Raw genomic sequence first — 16515 nt, 5'->3', positions numbered from 1 at the left:
TGGTGCCCTACCACCTCCCCGGCGACCCCACACTGGGGGAGGCGGTGCGGGGGCTGGCGGGCAAGCACAGTGCGGTGCTGTTGGCCAACCACGGGCCGGTGGTGGCGGGAAAAGATCTCGAAGCGGCCGTCTATGCCACTGAAGAGCTGGAAGAGACCGCCAAGCTCTACCTGCTGCTGCGGGGAGAGAACCCGCGCGGGCTGACGCCTGCGCAGGTGGCAGAGCTGGAGGCGCGTTTTCCGCAGGATTAACGATACCTGTGTGTTCAAGCGCGCTTGCGATGAATAACAATGCATGAATAACAAGAGCACCGCTATGATTCGATTGGCCGCCAACCTCAGCATGCTGTTTAACGAGCACGCCTTTATTGACCGCTTTGCTGCCGCTGCCAGCGCGGGATTTACCGGTGTAGAGTACCTGTTCCCCTATGCGTATACCGTTGATGAGCTGCATCATGCGTTGGCAGAAACACAGTTGAAGCAAGTGTTATTCAATCTGCCACCCGGTGACTGGGAGCAGGGGGAGCGAGGATTGGCGAGCCTGCCCGGCCGCGAAGCTGAATTTCGCGATTCGGTTATTGAGGCGCTGCGTTATGCCGAGGCGCTCAATTGCCCCCGCATTCACGCCATGGCGGGGCTGCTACCCGAAGGCGCCGATGCTGCCACCCAGGCTGAATACCGGCAGACCTATCTCCGCAACCTTCGTTACGCCGCCACTGAGGCGGCAAAAGTGGCGCGCACTATACTGATTGAGCCGATTAATAGCCGTGATATGCCGGGGTACTTTCTGTCTCGCCAAGCCCAGGCCGTGGCCATCCTGAACGAGGTAGGGGCCGATAACGTTAAGCTCCAGTTCGACCTTTATCACTGCCAGATTATGGACGGTGATTTGATTCGTCACCTGGAGCGGCAATTCAGTGCCATTGGCCATATTCAGGTGGCAGGAGTGCCTGGGCGCCACGAACCGGATATGGGGGAAGTGTATTACCCCGCCATCTTTGAGTGCTTAAGCGCGTTGGGATATAGCGGTTGGGTAGGATGCGAGTACCACCCACGGGCAGACACCCGTGCGGGGCTTGGGTGGGGCGCGCCCTGGGGGCTGACAACCCGCTGATATAACAAAGGCTGAGTTAACAATAACAATCGCAGCATAGGATCAACACCATGCATATTGCCATTACCGGTGCGGCTGGCTTTCTAGGCCAGCGTTTAGTGCAACAACTGATTGCGAGCGGCGAGCTTCGCCAGCAACCGATTACGCGGCTAACGCTGCTTGATCAGGTGGAGGCGCCGTTACCAGAAAACCCAGGCAGTATCCTGGTGATGTCGATAGCGTTGGATATTACCGCCCCCGGTGCGCTGGAGTGCGTTCTGGAGCAACGGCCAGATGTTATTTATCACCTGGCGGCGGTGGTGAGTTCAGCAGCAGAAGCCGATCTGGAACTGGGCATGCGGGTTAATTTTGATGCCACCCGAGCGTTGCTGGAAGGCTGTCGTGTGCAGGAGCTTACCGGCACACGCCTGGTAATGGCCAGTTCGGTAGCCGCCTACGGCGGCGAGTTGCCGGACGTGCTGAATGATATGACAGCCCTTCATCCGGAGAACTCTTACGGTGCCCAGAAAGCCATGTGCGAGCTGTTAATTAATGATTACAGCCGCCGTGGATTAATTGATGGCCTGGTACTGCGCCTGCCCACCATTGTGATTCGGCCGGGACGACCAAACGCCGCGGCGTCCAGTTTTGCCTCCAGCATTCTGCGTGAACCGCTGAATGGCGAAGCGGCGGTGTGCCCAGTACCTACTGACCTGGCCATGTTCGTCATGTCTCCAGGCAAAGTGGTGGATGCATTGCTGCATGGTGCTGAGGTACCGGGGGAGGCGCTGACGCCTTTTAGGGCGTTTATGTTGCCTGGGATTACCGTCACGGTGGCGGAGATGCTTGAAGCGCTACATGAAGCCGCAGGAGAGCCCGCCCGTTCGCGGGTGCGCCATGAACCAGACCCACGTATTGAAGCCATTGTCGCCAGTTGGCCCGCCCGCTTTGAAACCACGAAAGCCAGACAGCTGGGCTTTGTGGGTGACGACAGCTTCAAACAGATTGTGGATGCGTTTATGAGTGAGTGCGGCCATAAGCGTGTCAACGCCTGATGTGTTCGTAGTCTGCCACTTAGGCAGAACATAACCAGGGCGGCGCCCTGCGTCGCCTTAACAGCTAACCCTCACAACAATATAAAGAGGGATTTAACATGAGCAAGCACGTTACTCGACAAGCACTGGTAACTACCATTGGCGCTATTGCCACCACTGGCATTGCGCTTCAGGCGCATGCCGCCATGGAGGTGAGTCTGGGCCATACACTCTCTTCCACATCGCATTACTCGGTGGGTGCAGATGCATTCAAGGAGACATTAGAGCGGCTATCCGACGGCGCCTTTACGGTGACCGAGCACACTTCAGGGTCGCTTGGCGGCGAGCGGGAAATGATTGAAGGGTTGCAAATTGGCACTGTGGACGTAGTGATTACCTCGACTGGCCCGCTAGGTAACTTCGTGCCGGAAACCTATGTGCTCGACCTGCCTTTCCTGTTTGAAAGCTATGATCAGGCCCGCTGTGTATTAGACAGTGAACTTGGCGATGAGCTACTGGAAAAAATGGGTGAGCACGATTTGACGGGCCTGGCGTGGTCGGAGAACGGTTTCCGCCACCTGACCAATAGCCGTCGTGAAGTGGCTACCCCTGAAGACACCGATGGCTTGCGCGTGCGCACCATGGAGAACGCCGTGCATCAGGAAGCCTTCCGCCAAATGGGCGCGCGGCCAACACCCATGGCGTTTCCTGAGCTGTTCACTGCGCTGCAACAGGGCACGGTAGATGGTCAGGAAAACCCTATTACGGTCATTGTGGCGACCAACTTCTGGGAAGTTCAGGACTATCTCTCACTAACCGGGCATGTTTATTCACCCGCCATCGTATTGGGTTCTCCCATTTTGTTGGATGGTTTAAGCGATGAGGAGCGCGACTGGTTTGCACAGGCTGCTGCCGCCTCTGCTGAGGCTACCCGTGAGGAAGTATCTCGTTTAGAGCGTGAAGGGGTTGCGCTGCTGGAAGAGAACGGCATGACGGTGAAAACCGATATTGATATCGCCCCCTTCCAGCAGGCGGTAGAGCCTGCCTACGAAATATTCACCTCGCAGTACGGTACTGAAATGCTGGAGCGCATCCGTGAAACTGCGGGCAGCTGTTAAGCACTTCCTTCCCCTGGTCCCCCGGTGCTGCCGGGGGACACACGTTGGTACGGTGAACAATTATGCTAGTGGCATTTCTTCGGTTGGAGCATCAGTTGACCCGCATTGCCATGCTCATCGCGGTGGTGATGCTGATTATTTCGGTCACGCTCAGCTTTTATCAGGTTCTTACCCGCTTTGTGTTTAACGCGCCTTCCACCTGGACGGAAGTGGCATCGCGCGCGGCCATGATCTGGTGTGTCTTTATGGCCGCGGCCGCCACGTTCCGGGGTGGCTACATGATGGCTGTTGAGGTGGTTTATAAAATGGTGTCGCCACGTCTGGTGGTGGTGCTGGAACTTGCCATCGTGGCGTGCTGTTTATTGGTGCTGGTGGTGCTGATCCATTTTGGCATTCACATGACCATGCGGGTGAGTAACCAGACGATGTCGGGTATGAATATATCGATGTCATGGGCGTATGCCGCCATCCCTACCGGGGCCGGTTTTGCCACCGTTGCAGTGGTTGCCCGCTTGTTAGCCCAGTTGAGCGGGCGGGAGGCAGTGGGGCCAGAGAATAGCGAGATTAGCCCAGAAGCGGAGCTATTGGACGATGACCAACTGGCAAACGGGGGGCCACGGCCATGAATTTGGTCATTGGGTTATCACTACTTATTCTATTTACCTTTGGTGTGCCAATTGCCATTTCCATCATCCTGGCATCGATTATTGGCATTGAGTTCTTTACTCGTCTGCCATTGCTATTGGTGCCGCAGCAGATGTTTATCGGCATCGATAAATTCCCCTTAATGGCGATCCCGTTCTTTATCCTGGCGGGCAACTTGATGGCGGCTGGCGGTATTTCCCAGCGCCTGGTGGACTTGGCCAAGTCGATTGTGGGCCGTGTACAGGGTGGGTTGGCAATGTCCTGTGTACTTACTTGCATGATGTTTGCAGCGGTCTCAGGCTCAAGCGTGGCAACAACGTTTGCAATTGGTGCCATTTTGATCCCCGCCATGGTGAAGCATGGCTACCCCAAGCCGTTGGCGGCGTCCATTCAGGCATCATCGGCCGAGTTGGGAGTGCTGATTCCGCCATCAATCCCACTGATTTTATATGGCGTGAGTACCGATACCTCCATTGGGCAGCTGTTCCTGGCGGGTATCGGCCCAGGGATGCTGATTGGCTGTGCGCTCATCATTTTTCTCTACCTGTTCTGCAAAGTACGGGGCTACGGTAAAGACGACTACAAAGACAGCACTGGTTTTGTGATCTCACTAAAACGTGCCTGGGCCGCATTGCTCATGCCCGTTGTGGTGATTGGGGGAATTTATGGCGGTGTCTTTACGCCGACAGAAGCTTCTGCTGTTGCCGTTTTTTTTGCGCTTATCGTGGGCGGTTTCTATTACCGTGAACTGAAAATGGCGGATATGTGGCCGATTTTACGCCAAAGTGTGATTTCCACTGCCGCCGTTATGCTGATTATTGCGGCTGCTGCACTGTTCAGTTTTTTATTAAGCCGCACCGGGTTACCTGCGCATATTGCGGCACTGGTGACCAGCACGATTGAAAGCCCAATGATGTTTCTGCTGGTGGTTAATGCGCTGCTGCTGATCGTCGGCATGTTTATCGAAACCTCAGCCGCCATTTTGGTACTGGCACCGATCCTGACACCCATTGCCATCCAGTTTGGTATTCACCCGGTCCATTTTGGCCTGGTGATGGTGGTCAATCTGGCGCTGGGGATGATTACCCCTCCCTTGGGGGTCAACCTGTTTGCTGCCTGCGCGGTTGCCAAAATATCCATTGATCAAATGCTGCCATGGCTGGTGCGCTTTGTGTTGGTGGTGTTGGCCTGTTTGATGGCGGTTACCTATATGCCGTGGATTTCCATGGGCCTGGTCAATATCTTCTACGGTTAAGCGAGGCGGTTCATCGTAACGACAATAACGACAATGAAAGGAGCTTTAGATGTCGCATACCACCGATTTGTTAGCGCCGCAGGCATTGATCGGAGGGCAGTGGGTCAATACCGCGACTAGGATACAGGTGGAGGCCCCTGCCACCGGTGAGCCTTTGGCGCAGATTGCTCGCTGCCAGGCAGAAGAGGTTGATGCGGCGGTGCAGGCAGCACGACAGGCCTTTGCCGGCCAGTTGGGTGAGTGGGCCAGGTGGTCTGCAAGACAGCGCAGTGAATGGCTGTTGCGTTTTGCTGATGTTATTGAAGCACAGCATGAACAGTTAGCTGCGCTGGAGTGCGCGGATACGGGTAAGCCCATGACCCAGGCGAAGGGTGATATTGCTGCCTGTGCACGCTACTTCCGCTTTTATGGCGGGGCGGCAGACAAACTGCATGGTGAAACCATCCCGTTTGAAACTGACTTTGCGGTGATGACGCTGCGCGAACCTTACGGCGTATGTGCCCAGATTATTCCCTGGAACTACCCATCGCAGATTTTTGGGCGCTGCGTGGCTGCGGCGTTGGCGGCGGGTAATACCGTGGTACTTAAACCAGCCGAAGATGCCTGTTTGAGTGTTATGCGTCTGGCCGCATTAGCGGTACAGCATGGGCTACCCGACGGTGTGCTGAATGTCGTGCCCGGCTTGGGTTACGAGGCCGGAGCTGCGCTGGCGTCACATCCGTGGATTGATCATCTCTCTTTTACAGGATCTCCAGAGACCGGCACACAGGTGGCTCAGGCCGCCGCGCAGCATCATGTGCCGGTTACCCTGGAGCTGGGTGGTAAATCTCCCCAACTGGTGTTTGCCGATGCGGATCTTGACGCTGCACTGCCAGCCGTTGTACGCGGCATTATCCAAAATGCAGGACAAACCTGTTCGGCAGGTAGTCGGCTGCTGGTTCAGCGTGATATCGCGGATAAAGTGGTAACGGTTCTTGGCGAGCGCTTTGCTGCTTTACGTTGTGATGCAGGTGAAGCGGATGCCGACTGTGGGCCGTTAATCAACGCGCGTCAAAAAGCCAAACTGGAAGCGCGGCTGGCAGCCGCCGAGGCTGACGGCATTTGTGTGGCAGCGCGAGGACAGTTGTCTCCAGGGGCTCCGGCTGGAGGACACTTCGTGCTTCCCCAACTGCTTATTGATATCCCGGAAGGGCACGAGGTACTGAGGGAAGAGCTATTTGGGCCGGTGTTGGTTGTGCAGGTATTTGAAGATGAAGCAGAGGCGCTGGCATTGGCCAATGCCACGGATTTTGGCCTGTGTGCCGGTGTCTGGACGCGCGATGGCGGTAGGCAGTTGCGTTTGGCCAAAGGTATTCGCAGTGGTCAGGTGTTTATCAACAATTACGGCGCCGCCGGTGGGGTTGAGCTGCCTTTTGGCGGTATTGGCCGTTCAGGTCATGGCCGTGAGAAAGGCTTTGAGGGGTTACGCAGCTACACTCGAATTAAAACCGTCGCGATTAAACACTAAAGGACGCTTTAGCTAATGGAGACAACAATGACAACAGTACGCCAGGTAGGCATCATCGGCGTTGGCCTGATGGGCCATGGCATTGCCAGCAGTTTGCTCCGGGCGGGCCATCACGTTAGCTTTCTGGAACATCCCGGTAATCAACCTGTAGATGACTTGCTGGCGGCAGGGGCCACCATATTGAGCTCTGGCAAGGAGGTTGCCCAGCGCGCGGAGGTGGTGATTTTGTGTGTCACGGGGTCGCCCCAGGTCGAGTCGGTGCTCTTTGAGCCGGGTGGGGTGTTGGAAGGTCTAACACAGGACGGTGTGGTGGTTGACTGCTCCACTGCGCTGCCCAGCTCCACTGTGAAGGTGGCCGCCCAGGTTGCCGATGCGGGAGGACGCTTTATGGATGCCGCCATGACGCGAACTCCCAAGGAGGCCGCCGAGGGGCGGTTGAACCTGATTGTAGGAGCGCCTAAAGCGCTGTTTGACGAGACATTACCACTGCTGCAGTGTTTTGCCGAAAACATTGCCCATGCGGGCGATGTGGGGGCGGGGCACACCCTCAAATTAGTGCATAACTTTGTTTCGTTAGGCTTCTCAGCGGTATTGGCAGAGGCAACCGCCGCCTCCCGTAAAGCGGGCATCTCCAACACCGCGTTGCTGGAAGTGCTTGGCGCTGGAGGTGGCGGCGGGGTGATTCTGGAACGTTTACGCCCCTATATCTCGGATGAGGACCCTTCCGGGTTTCGCTTTAGCCTGGCTAATGCCAGTAAGGATTTGGGCTATTACCAAACCATGGCCGATGAGCTTGCGGTCGAGGGTGGAGTCGCGCAAGCGGTGAGCAGCCTGTATGACTCTGTTGATGATCAATGCCTGCTGATTCCAGAGTTAATTGGAGTGCTGGAGCGTCGGTGACGGTTGTTTGTCAGCATCGCGATAACAGGTGCCATCCTGTGTATTCATCAGCACGTTATCTGGCTGACGCGCTGCTATGCGACCACGTCATGCTTCAGGGGGAGTGTTGCAATGACCTGGTCGCATCGCTGTAGCAGTTGAGGAGAGCCTGAGGCTTATTGAGGATCCCGGTCAACGGCAAAGGGCGACCATGCCTGACGCACAGGCATGATTTCCAGACGGTTGATATTGATATGCGGGGGCAGCGTGGCCAGATAGTAAAGCTGTTCGGCAATGTCTTCGGCCTGGAGTGGGGTGGTGCCACGGTAAAGGGCATCCGACGCGGCCTGGTTACCTTTCGTTCTTACCAGGGTGAACTCCGTTTCCGCCATGCCGGGTGCAAGGTCGGTAACTCGCACTCCCGTGCCTAACAGATCGCAACGCAGATTATAACTGAACTGCTGCACAAACGCTTTTGAAGCCCCATAAACATGCCCTCCTGGGTAGGGCCACTGCCCTGCCACCGACCCAAGGTTCAGGATGCTGGCCCCTTCCCCTTGGGACAGTAGCAGCGGCAGTGCTGCATGGGTCACGTTGACCAGCCCGGTAATATTCGTATCAATCATGGTGTGCCAATCCTGAAGCGCCACCTGCTGGGCAGGCTCCGGTGCCAGTGCCAGCCCCGCGTTATTAATCAGGCAGGTGAGAGGCAGAAAGGTATCAGGCAGGTGACTAATGGCCTGGCTGACTGCCTCGCTGTCGCGAACATCCAGCGCCAACGTCAGGACCGGTACCTGAGAGGACAGCTCCTCCTGCAAGGCGCTAAGGCGCTCTTCACGGCGCCCTGTCAAAATCAATGACCAGCCAGCCTCGGCAAATCGCCGGGCAGCCGCTTTGCCAAAACCAGAGGTTGCTCCTGTGATCAGTACGCTTGGCATAAAGGTATCTCCTTGAAGTACACAGAATTAATGCATCGTGTGGGGGTGAGTAAATGTCAATAATGCCACTGTACGCAGTGTGTTGCTGAGCGTTTAGGGCCAGTTCAGCAAGCCGTATGGGACATCCTCTGTCCTGTGGGTGTGTAATGACTGGCCCTATAGCTTGTCAGGTAGAAATCCCTAGTCTGGTCAGTACACGGTTTTAAACGACTTACCCAGGAACTTCTTAAGATGACAAATGCGACTGCAATGACCACCGCTGCCAACGATCAGGATAATGCGTATGTGCATCAACTGGATCGCCGTTATGTTTTTCACTCTTGGTCCCAACAAGGCAGTTTAGACCCTATGGTGATTGCCGGTGCCGAAGGTTGCCGGGTGTGGGACTTTGCAGGGCGTACCTACCTGGACTTTAGCAGTCAATTGGTGAATACCAACATTGGCCATCAACATCCCCGTGTGGTGAGCGCCATTCAAGCTCAGGCAGCGCGTCTTTGCACCATCTCACCAGCCCATGCCAACCTGGCGCGTGGTGAGGCGGCCAAGCGTATTGTGGCAAAAGCGGGGGCCGGTTTCAGCAAGGTGTTTTTTACCAATGCGGGTGCTGACGCCAACGAGAATGCCATCCGTATGGCGCGTCTGTATACCGGGCGCACGAAGGTGCTTTCCGCTTATCGTTCTTACCATGGTAATACCGGCGCTGCGATTTCCGCTACCGGGGATTGGCGGCGTGTGCCTAACGAATATGCCAGTGGGCATGTGCACTTCTTCAACCCTTACCTTTATCGCAGTGAGTTCTGGGCACGCAATGAAGATGAAGAGTGTGAGCGGGCGCTAGCCCACCTGCGTCGTGTCATTGAGTGCGAAGGTGCCAATGCCGTGGCCGCCATTTTGCTGGAAACCATTCCCGGCACGGCGGGGATTCTGTTGCCACCAAAGGCCTATCTACAAGGGGTGCGGCAGTTGGCCGATGAGTTTGGCATTGTGCTGATTCTTGACGAGGTAATGGCGGGCTTTGGCCGCACCGGGCGCTGGTTTGCCTTCGAGCATTATCAGGTGGTGCCGGATTTGATTGTGTTCGCCAAGGGCGTTAACTCGGGGTATGTGCCCGCAGGTGGGGTGGTGATTGCCGATGCGATTTCGCGCTATTTCGATGACCACCTGTTTGTCGGTGGGCTGACCTATTCCGGCCACCCATTGGCGATGGCCGCTATTGTGGCCACCCTGGATGCCATGGAGGAAGAGGGCGTTGTCGAGAATGCCGCCCGTGTGGGTAACGGCCCGCTAGCGGAGGGGCTTAAACAGTTGACTGAGCAGCACGCGTTAATAGGCGAGTGGCGGGGGGTAGGCGTCTTTCATGCGCTTGAACTGGTAAGCGATCCTGTGCGCAAAATCCCACTGCCGGGTAGCGAAGTGCTCACCTTGAAGCAGTTGCTGATGGACGAGGGGCTGTTGGTCTTCACGGTGGAAAACCGGCTGCATATTGTGCCTCCCTGTGTGGTTACGCCGGCAGAGGTTCAAGAGGGCCTGGAGATACTCGACCGGGTGCTGACACGTTACGCTGCCACCCGTTAGCGGTTGAGCTGATTGAGAGTTAGTGGCTAAGGGCGTGGTCGTAAGCCAGCCCAAGGCGCTGTAAGCCTGGAGGGATGCGCTCAAAGCCGATGGCACCAAACCCCAGGCGGAAAAAGCGGCGGGGCGGTGCAGCATCGAAGAAGTGCTGAAACCCAGGCTCAATCAGTACGCCACGCTGAGCGGCATGCCATGCAAGGCGTTGGGTATCGACCTCTTGACCGGCCTCCAGCCAGAACGCGCTGGAACGCTGGCTACTATGGTTCTGACACCCTGGTAGCGCCTGTTCTATGGCACTGCGCATGGCATCCCGCCGCCGGTCGACCTCATCCACATGGTGTTTGAGATAACATTCGTAATAGCCCTGGGCGATAAACTGTGCCAACTGGTGCTGTAACGCGGCGGGTGGGTGGCGGTACATGAGTCGCCGCAACGCCCGTAATTCGTCGATTAGCTCCGCATCGGCGACCACATACCCCATACGTAGCCCAGGTGAGAGTGCCTTGGAGAGGCTGCCCATATAAATAATGCGTGCACTTTGAGCGCTCGCTTTAAGTGCAGGCAGGGCGAACTGGTCACCGTGGATTTCCGCATCGTAGTCATCCTCAATGACGATCTGATCGCGGTGAGGAAGCTGTGCCAGCAGCGCCTTGCGGCGGGCTCGGCTCATCGTGATGCCCGTAGGCACCTGATGACTGGGCATGACATAGAGATAGTTGCACTGTTGGGAGCCTTCAAGGCACATCCCCTCTGCGTCCATGGGCTGCAGTTGCATGCTGGCACCGTGCTGTGCAAATACGTTTAGCGCTTCGCGATAACCCGGCGACTCCAGGGCGACGCGAGTGCCTCGGTGGAAAAGCAGCTGGGCGATCAGAAACAACGCGTTCTGGGTGCCCATGGTGATCAGGATTTCGTCTGGGCGGGCAAAAATGCCCCGTCGCGGCAGGATACGTTTGCGCAACTGCTCTATCAGCAGTGGGTCGTCCTGGTCGATACGATCGCGAAGCCAGGGTTTATCCCGTTGGGAGCTGAGCAGCCGCCGCGATACATCGCGCCATTGGGCAAGTGGAAAAAGGCGTGTATCCAGTTGCCCATAAATAAAGGGGTAGGGATAGTCAGACCAGTTACCGGGCTTAAGAATGCCCTGATAGTTAGTAGGGCGCTGAATAATGCGTTTGTGCCAGTTTGGTGCAATTTGCTGGTTGTCAGTTGAGTCAGTTAAGACGGGTAATTGTGATAGTAGCGGCGAATTGGCCTCGCAGTAATCTGGGTGTAGATAATAACCACTGCGTGGGCGACTAATCAGATAACCATCTTCAACCAGCTTTTCATAAACAATGGCGACCGTATTGCGGGAAATACCAAGTTGCTGGGAAAGCTTGCGGCAGGAAGGGAGCGCATCGTCGCACGGCAAACTGCCCAACCGGATAGCTTCAAGCAGTGTGGCGCGCAGTTGTTCTTGCAGGCACATAGCGGCGTCTGGGTTAACGTCAAGACAAAGCGTTGTCATGAAATGCTCCTCAGGCCTCTTGCCGCTAATCCAGGGGAAAGGCCACGCTAATGAACAGATACATAGAGTCGTAGCAGTTTTTGTGCCAGTTTCTCTTTGGCTAACTGTCCTTTTAATTTAAAGGAACTGGCTCTAATCGCCTGGAACAGAAAAACCTAGGGTAAAGACAGCTTTAGCATCCAGCCAACAATGTGTAACAACAGCTGCTTGGCTGGCAGGTTGTTTATTTACTCTGGGAGTCTCAGGCAATGAAACAGAAAGTGTTATTACCCGCGTTAATCAAAACTCAGGCCCGTGCCTGTCAGCGGTTTGTGACGGCCACGGCAGTGAGCATCGGAGTGCTGGTGGGCATGGCACTTCCAGCGGCAGCGGCGGATTTACCCGAAATTGAGAGTCGTGGTTATTTGAGCGTTGCCACTGAAGACAACTACGCACCCTTTAACTTTATGAGTGGTAGTGACCCTGATGGCTTTATCAAAGATATCCTGATTGAGTTGGAGGAGTATGCCGATTTTGACGTGCGTCAGGATATCCTGCCCTGGACAGGGCTATTGGCCTCGGTATCGTCAGGCCAGTATGACATGGCACTAACCGGCGCGTCGGTTACCGATGAGCGCTTGCGGGTGTTTAACTTCGCGCCGCCGTTTGCCTCAGCCCAGCACTTTTACATCAAGCGGGCAGGTGATGACCGCATCAATAGTATTGAAGACCTCAGCGGTATGACGGTAGGCGTACAAGCGGGCAGCGCACTGCTATCGCGGCTGCCTGAGCTGGAGGTGATGCTGGCAGAAAGTGGTGGCACGTTAGGTGAAGTCGTTGAGTACGAAGCATACCCGGAAATCTATGCCGATCTGGCCAATGGCCGTGTGGACTACGTAATCAACTCGATTGTGCCGGTGAATGATTTGATTCGTGAACGGCCCGATGTATTTGAAGCCGGGCAGGCGGTGTCTGGCCCAGGGTTTATGGCGTGGCCCATGCCCAAAAGCAGCCCGGAGCTACTCGCTTACATTACCGAATTTCTGGATCACCTGCGCGATTCAGGGCGCCTGGCCGAGCTTCAGGAAACCTGGTTTGGCGAATCCTTTGATGACCTTCCCACCACTCCGATTACCACCGTCGAAGAGTTCCACGAAATGGCGGGCATGTAAGTAGTGCGCCGGCTGCCTAAGGCAGCCGGTTTCAAGGTAACAAGGAGGGGTGCGAATGGACAGCAGTGCATGGGGCATGCTGATGCAGGGGGCGTGGACCACCGCGTGGATTTCCGCAACGTCCATTGCCATTGGGGTGGTATTGGGGCTGCTGGTCGCTCTGGTGCGCCTGGCACGAATCCCTGTCGTTCATCAAGTGCTTGGGCTTTATATCAGTATCGCGCGCGCCACGCCGCTGGTGACGCTGGTGTTGTTTATCTTTCTCACCGCCCCGACCATGGGGATTCATCTCAACCGTAATGTGGCGGGCATTCTGGCGTTAACGCTGAATACCACCGCCTTCAATGCCGAAATATGGCGTTCGGCGTTCAATAACTTTTCCAAGGAGCAGCGGGAGGCGGCTATGGCAATAGGGATGACACCCTGGATCTATTTTCGCCGCATTATGCTGCCGCAAATTACCATCACCAGCCTGCCCGGTCTGGTTAACGAAATGTCGTTTTTGATTAAGGGCAGCCCGGCCATCGCTGTGATCGGCATTGTGGATCTAACCCGGGTAACCAACCGGATTTCAGCGGTTACCTACGATCCACTTCCCCCCATTCTGGCTGCGGCGGTGATTTATATGGGCATCATCAGCCTATTGGTGTGGTTGCAGCGAATAGCTGAGCGCAAAGCCAACCGCCTGGCAGTGTAAGGAGTCACAATGAGCAACTGGGAAATTCTGTGGGATTCCAGAGGTGTGTTTCTTAACGGCTTCTATACCACACTGCAACTATTTGGCATGTCAGCGGTGCTGGCCTTTCTGGCGGGCTGCGGCATCGTTTTTCTTCTGGAAGGCTCCCGTCCACGCCTACGGGTGCCTTTGCGAATCTTTATTGACGGTATGCGTATGCTGCCGTTTCTGATTCTGGCCTATTTGCTTTATTACGGGTTGCCCAGCACGGGCATTCGGTTGAGTGCCTGGCAGGCCGGCATGATCGCTTTGGTGAGCTATCACGGTGCGTATTTTGCCGAGATTCTGCGCGGTTGCAGGCTGACACTGCCCGCTGGACAGGTGGAAGCCGCCATTGCCCAGGGCTTTTCCATGCCAGGTATGTATTTACGCATTGTGCTGCCGCAACTGGTGCTGAGTGCCCGTGCATTAATCGGCAATCAACTGATTATCCTGCTTAAGGATACTGCGTTTCTGGTCATTATTACCGTGCGCGAGCTGACGGCTGCGGCCAACAGCCTGTCGAGTACCTATTTTATCCCCATGGAGGCATTTATTGTGGTCATTGGTTTTTATTGGTTGATTAGCATTGGGCTTGAACAGGGGATCAAGATCATCGGCCGTTTTGGCGCCAAGCGAGGGTTTAACAATGCATGAGCCAGCAACCAGTGAAACAACGATGGTCAGCGTAGCGGAAACCGCAGATACATCTGTAGTGGCGGCGGCAGTGAGTATTCGGGGCGTATCGAAAAGCTTTGACGGCACGGAAGTGCTGCGTGATGTGTCGATGGAAGTGGCACCTGGGGAGGTTGTGAGCATATTAGGCTCCTCCGGCTCAGGTAAATCCACCCTGCTGCGCTGTATTAACTGGCTGGAAACGCCGGATCGGGGTGAAATTCACATTGCCGGTGACCGCATTGGTATGAGCGACACCGGTAAGCCAATGTCACGACGCGAGCTAGCCGGAATGCGCTCTCGCCTGGGGATGGTGTTCCAGAGTTTTAACCTGTGGCCTCATTTAAGCGTGTTGCGCAACGTGACCGAAGCGCCGATTCATGTGCAGGGGTGCAGTAAGGCAGAGGCAGGAGAGCGTGCTATGGCACTGCTGGAAAAGGTCGGGATGGCGCATAAATGTGATGCCTTTCCCTATACGCTTTCCGGCGGTCAAAAGCAGCGGGTTGCCATTGCCCGTGCGCTGGCTATGCAGCCAAAGGTGATGCTGTTTGATGAACCCACCTCGGCGCTTGACCCGGAATTGGTGGGTGAAGTGCTGGCGGTGATCAAAGACCTTTCAAAAGAGGGCTACACCATGGTGATTGTCACTCATGAAATGGAGTTTGCCCGTGCGGTGTCCGATCAGGTGGTGTTTCTGGATAAAGGCATCATTATTGAAAAATCTCCGCCTGAAGAGTTTTTTGTTACCCCCAAAACAGACCGGGTAAGACGCTTTTTAGAGTTGGAAGCGCCCACTGCCTAATTGGGTAACTCTATAACAAAGGGGCCTATTGGCCCCTTGAGACTGCTGACAAAGTATTTTTCTGCTGATTACGCCATCCGAACAACCCTTGGCGGGGGCGCTGTGGACCCCTCCATGGGCGCTACTTTCGCCATCCATGGCGAAAGACCCCCGCTACGGGTTGATTCAGATGATGTTAAAAATGATGGCAAGAAAGTTTGTCATGAACCTCAAGGGGCCTGTTGGCCCCTTTGCGATGTTGGTTAACGGGTGGCGGCCAGCGCTGCCTCTTGTGAGGTGTCCATGGCATCCGCCAGCATTTCCGCAGTAATGGCGGAGAGTGTCCATCCCAGATGGCCGTGGCCAGTGTTATAGAAAACGGTGGGTAAGCGGCCTACGCCCACCTTGGGCATCATATTAGGCAGCATTGGCCGTAGCCCTGCCCAGGGCACCACCCGTTGGGTGCTGACGCCAGGGAAGCACGCTTCTACCCAACGCACCAGTGGCTGAACGCGGTCGTCGCGAATATCGCGGTTGGCGCCGTTAAATTCGGCGGTCCCTGCCACCCGAAAACGATCATTACCCAGCCGACTGGTAACCAGCTTTGTTTCGTCGTCCAGGAGGCTTACCGTAGGAGCGGCCTGCTGGGAGGCTGCATCATCCAAATGCACGGTGATCGAATAACCTTTGACTGGATAAATATTGACGCGGTCACCCAGCTTGGCGGCAATGGCGCGGCTGCCGATACCGGCACAGACCACTACGTTATCAAAGCGTTGGCGAACACACTCACCCCCAGCTTCCGCGCTGACCCAGGCGCCGGTTTCATCCGCACCGATATCCTTAATATGGTGCCCATAGTTAAGCTGCACGCCGCGCTTGGCTGCCGCTTGAGCCAGGCCGTTGGTGTACTTGTGAATATCACCGGTGGCATCACTTTGGGTATAGAATCCGCCGTAATAAGTACCTGCCAGTGTCGGTTCGATGGTCCGCATCTCTTCGGCAGTTACCGCCTGGCGCTCAAGCCCGCCCTTGGCCAGTAATTGTGATACCCGCGCAGCGTGGTCAAAGCCTGCTTTATCACGGTAGATATGCAAAATCCCTTGCTGTTTAAGGTCGAACTCAATCTGTTCGTCCTGTGCCCACTGAAACAGATGTTCCCGGGCGGCAATAGCCAGCCGGGCGGTTGCCTCTGTATTGTCTGCATAACGGGGGATTGAGGCGATAAATTCAGCAAACCAGCTGAGCTTATGCCAGTTAGGGCGTGGGTTGACCAACAGCGGGGCGTCACGTTTCAGCATCCAGCGGAGCCCTTTTATCACCGTTGGCCAGTGGTTCCACACTTCCGCATTCGATGCCGATAACTGGCCGCCGTTGGCGAAGGAGGTCTCCATCGCCGAATAGCGGTGTTTTTCAAAGACAGTAACGTCGAAACCGCGCTTCGCCAGGGCGTAAGCGCTGGTAATGCCGGTGATTCCACCGCCAATAACAGCAATGCGTTGCATGCTTCTCTCCAGGTTGTATGAGCGTCGGGCCATACTCCCAGCCATCGCAATGGCTGGGGGTACCCCTTCCGTCATGGAACCTGAGAGATTCACGCATCAATTATGAGGCGCTTGCTCCTTCGGTGGGCTGAGTGACGC

At 55.8% G+C, this 16515-nt stretch carries 16 protein-coding genes; 13 read left to right on the top strand and 3 right to left on the bottom strand.

Annotated features, from left to right (window positions below; all coding sequences use genetic code 11):
* The 8 genes from HP566_RS11210 to HP566_RS11175 form a co-directional block, all read left to right on the top strand.
* The coding region (locus HP566_RS11210; protein WP_249977347.1) for a class II aldolase/adducin family protein at positions 1 to 251 on the top strand (251 nt) is incomplete at its 5' end.
* 64 nt (positions 252 to 315) lie between these two features.
* Positions 316 to 1113: a 2-oxo-tetronate isomerase gene (gene otnI, locus HP566_RS11205; protein WP_249977351.1), complete on the top strand. Its 798-nt coding sequence runs from the start codon at positions 316 to 318 to the stop codon at positions 1111 to 1113.
* Positions 1114 to 1163: 50 nt separating this feature from the next.
* Positions 1164 to 2147 (top strand): D-erythronate dehydrogenase, encoded by a 984-nt coding sequence (gene denD, locus HP566_RS11200; RefSeq protein ID WP_249977346.1) that lies wholly within the window; start codon positions 1164 to 1166, stop codon positions 2145 to 2147.
* A gap of 98 nt (positions 2148 to 2245) precedes the next feature.
* Positions 2246 to 3244: a TRAP transporter substrate-binding protein gene (locus HP566_RS11195; protein ID WP_249977345.1), complete on the top strand. Its 999-nt coding sequence runs from the start codon at positions 2246 to 2248 to the stop codon at positions 3242 to 3244.
* A gap of 62 nt (positions 3245 to 3306) precedes the next feature.
* A complete protein-coding gene (locus tag HP566_RS11190; RefSeq protein WP_249977344.1) occupies positions 3307 to 3870 on the top strand; it encodes a TRAP transporter small permease in 564 nt (187 codons plus the stop codon).
* Positions 3867 to 5144 carry a TRAP transporter large permease gene (locus HP566_RS11185; protein WP_249977343.1) on the top strand — a complete coding sequence of 426 codons (1278 nt, stop codon included), beginning with the start codon at positions 3867 to 3869 and terminating at the stop codon, positions 5142 to 5144. The genes HP566_RS11190 and HP566_RS11185 overlap by 4 nt, the downstream gene beginning before the upstream one ends.
* Positions 5145 to 5193: 49 nt before the next feature.
* Positions 5194 to 6651, top strand: coding sequence for an aldehyde dehydrogenase family protein (locus HP566_RS11180; RefSeq protein ID WP_249977342.1), 1458 nt, complete (start codon positions 5194 to 5196; stop codon positions 6649 to 6651).
* 27 nt (positions 6652 to 6678) lie between these two features.
* Positions 6679 to 7551 carry an NAD(P)-dependent oxidoreductase gene (locus HP566_RS11175; RefSeq protein ID WP_249977341.1) on the top strand — a complete coding sequence of 291 codons (873 nt, stop codon included), beginning with the start codon at positions 6679 to 6681 and terminating at the stop codon, positions 7549 to 7551.
* A 155-nt stretch (positions 7552 to 7706) separates the two neighbouring features.
* On the opposite strand, the gene HP566_RS11170 is transcribed toward HP566_RS11175, so the two are convergent.
* The gene (locus tag HP566_RS11170) at positions 7707 to 8468 is read right to left on the bottom strand and encodes an SDR family NAD(P)-dependent oxidoreductase (RefSeq protein ID WP_249977340.1); all 762 of its coding nucleotides are present in this window, start codon (positions 8466 to 8468) and stop codon (positions 7707 to 7709) included.
* Positions 8469 to 8699: 231 nt separating this feature from the next.
* Here HP566_RS11170 and HP566_RS11165 point away from each other — a divergent pair, with 231 nt between their 5' ends.
* A complete protein-coding gene (locus HP566_RS11165; protein WP_249977339.1) occupies positions 8700 to 10043 on the top strand; it encodes an aspartate aminotransferase family protein in 1344 nt (447 codons plus the stop codon).
* A gap of 19 nt (positions 10044 to 10062) precedes the next feature.
* On the opposite strand, the gene HP566_RS11160 is transcribed toward HP566_RS11165, so the two are convergent.
* Positions 10063 to 11550, bottom strand: coding sequence for a PLP-dependent aminotransferase family protein (locus HP566_RS11160; protein WP_249977338.1), 1488 nt, complete (start codon positions 11548 to 11550; stop codon positions 10063 to 10065).
* Between the two features lie 248 nt (positions 11551 to 11798).
* Between HP566_RS11160 and HP566_RS11155 the strand changes: the two genes are divergently transcribed.
* Genes HP566_RS11155 through HP566_RS11140 form a run of 4 tightly spaced genes read left to right on the top strand, consistent with a single transcriptional unit; the run spans position 11799 to position 14893 of the window.
* On the top strand, positions 11799 to 12701 hold the full coding sequence (locus HP566_RS11155) for a transporter substrate-binding domain-containing protein (RefSeq protein ID WP_249977337.1): 903 nt from the start codon (positions 11799 to 11801) through the stop codon (positions 12699 to 12701).
* A gap of 55 nt (positions 12702 to 12756) precedes the next feature.
* Entirely contained in the window at positions 12757 to 13398 is a 642-nt protein-coding gene (locus HP566_RS11150) for an amino acid ABC transporter permease (protein ID WP_249977336.1), read from the top strand.
* Positions 13399 to 13407: 9 nt separating this feature from the next.
* On the top strand, positions 13408 to 14073 hold the full coding sequence (locus HP566_RS11145; protein ID WP_249977335.1) for an amino acid ABC transporter permease: 666 nt from the start codon (positions 13408 to 13410) through the stop codon (positions 14071 to 14073).
* A 22-nt stretch (positions 14074 to 14095) separates the two neighbouring features.
* On the top strand, positions 14096 to 14893 hold the full coding sequence (locus HP566_RS11140; RefSeq protein ID WP_249977350.1) for an amino acid ABC transporter ATP-binding protein: 798 nt from the start codon (positions 14096 to 14098) through the stop codon (positions 14891 to 14893).
* A gap of 242 nt (positions 14894 to 15135) precedes the next feature.
* On the opposite strand, the gene HP566_RS11135 is transcribed toward HP566_RS11140, so the two are convergent.
* The gene (locus HP566_RS11135) at positions 15136 to 16377 is read right to left on the bottom strand and encodes a D-amino acid dehydrogenase (protein ID WP_249977334.1); all 1242 of its coding nucleotides are present in this window, start codon (positions 16375 to 16377) and stop codon (positions 15136 to 15138) included.
* Positions 16378 to 16515: the final 138 nt, after the last annotated feature.

The sequence above is a fragment of the Vreelandella olivaria genome (assembly GCF_023507745.1).
Classification (GTDB): Bacteria; Pseudomonadota; Gammaproteobacteria; order Pseudomonadales; family Halomonadaceae; genus Vreelandella; species Vreelandella olivaria_A.
Note: the sequence above shows the minus strand (reverse complement) of the source record. Positions and strands in the feature narration are given on the sequence as shown.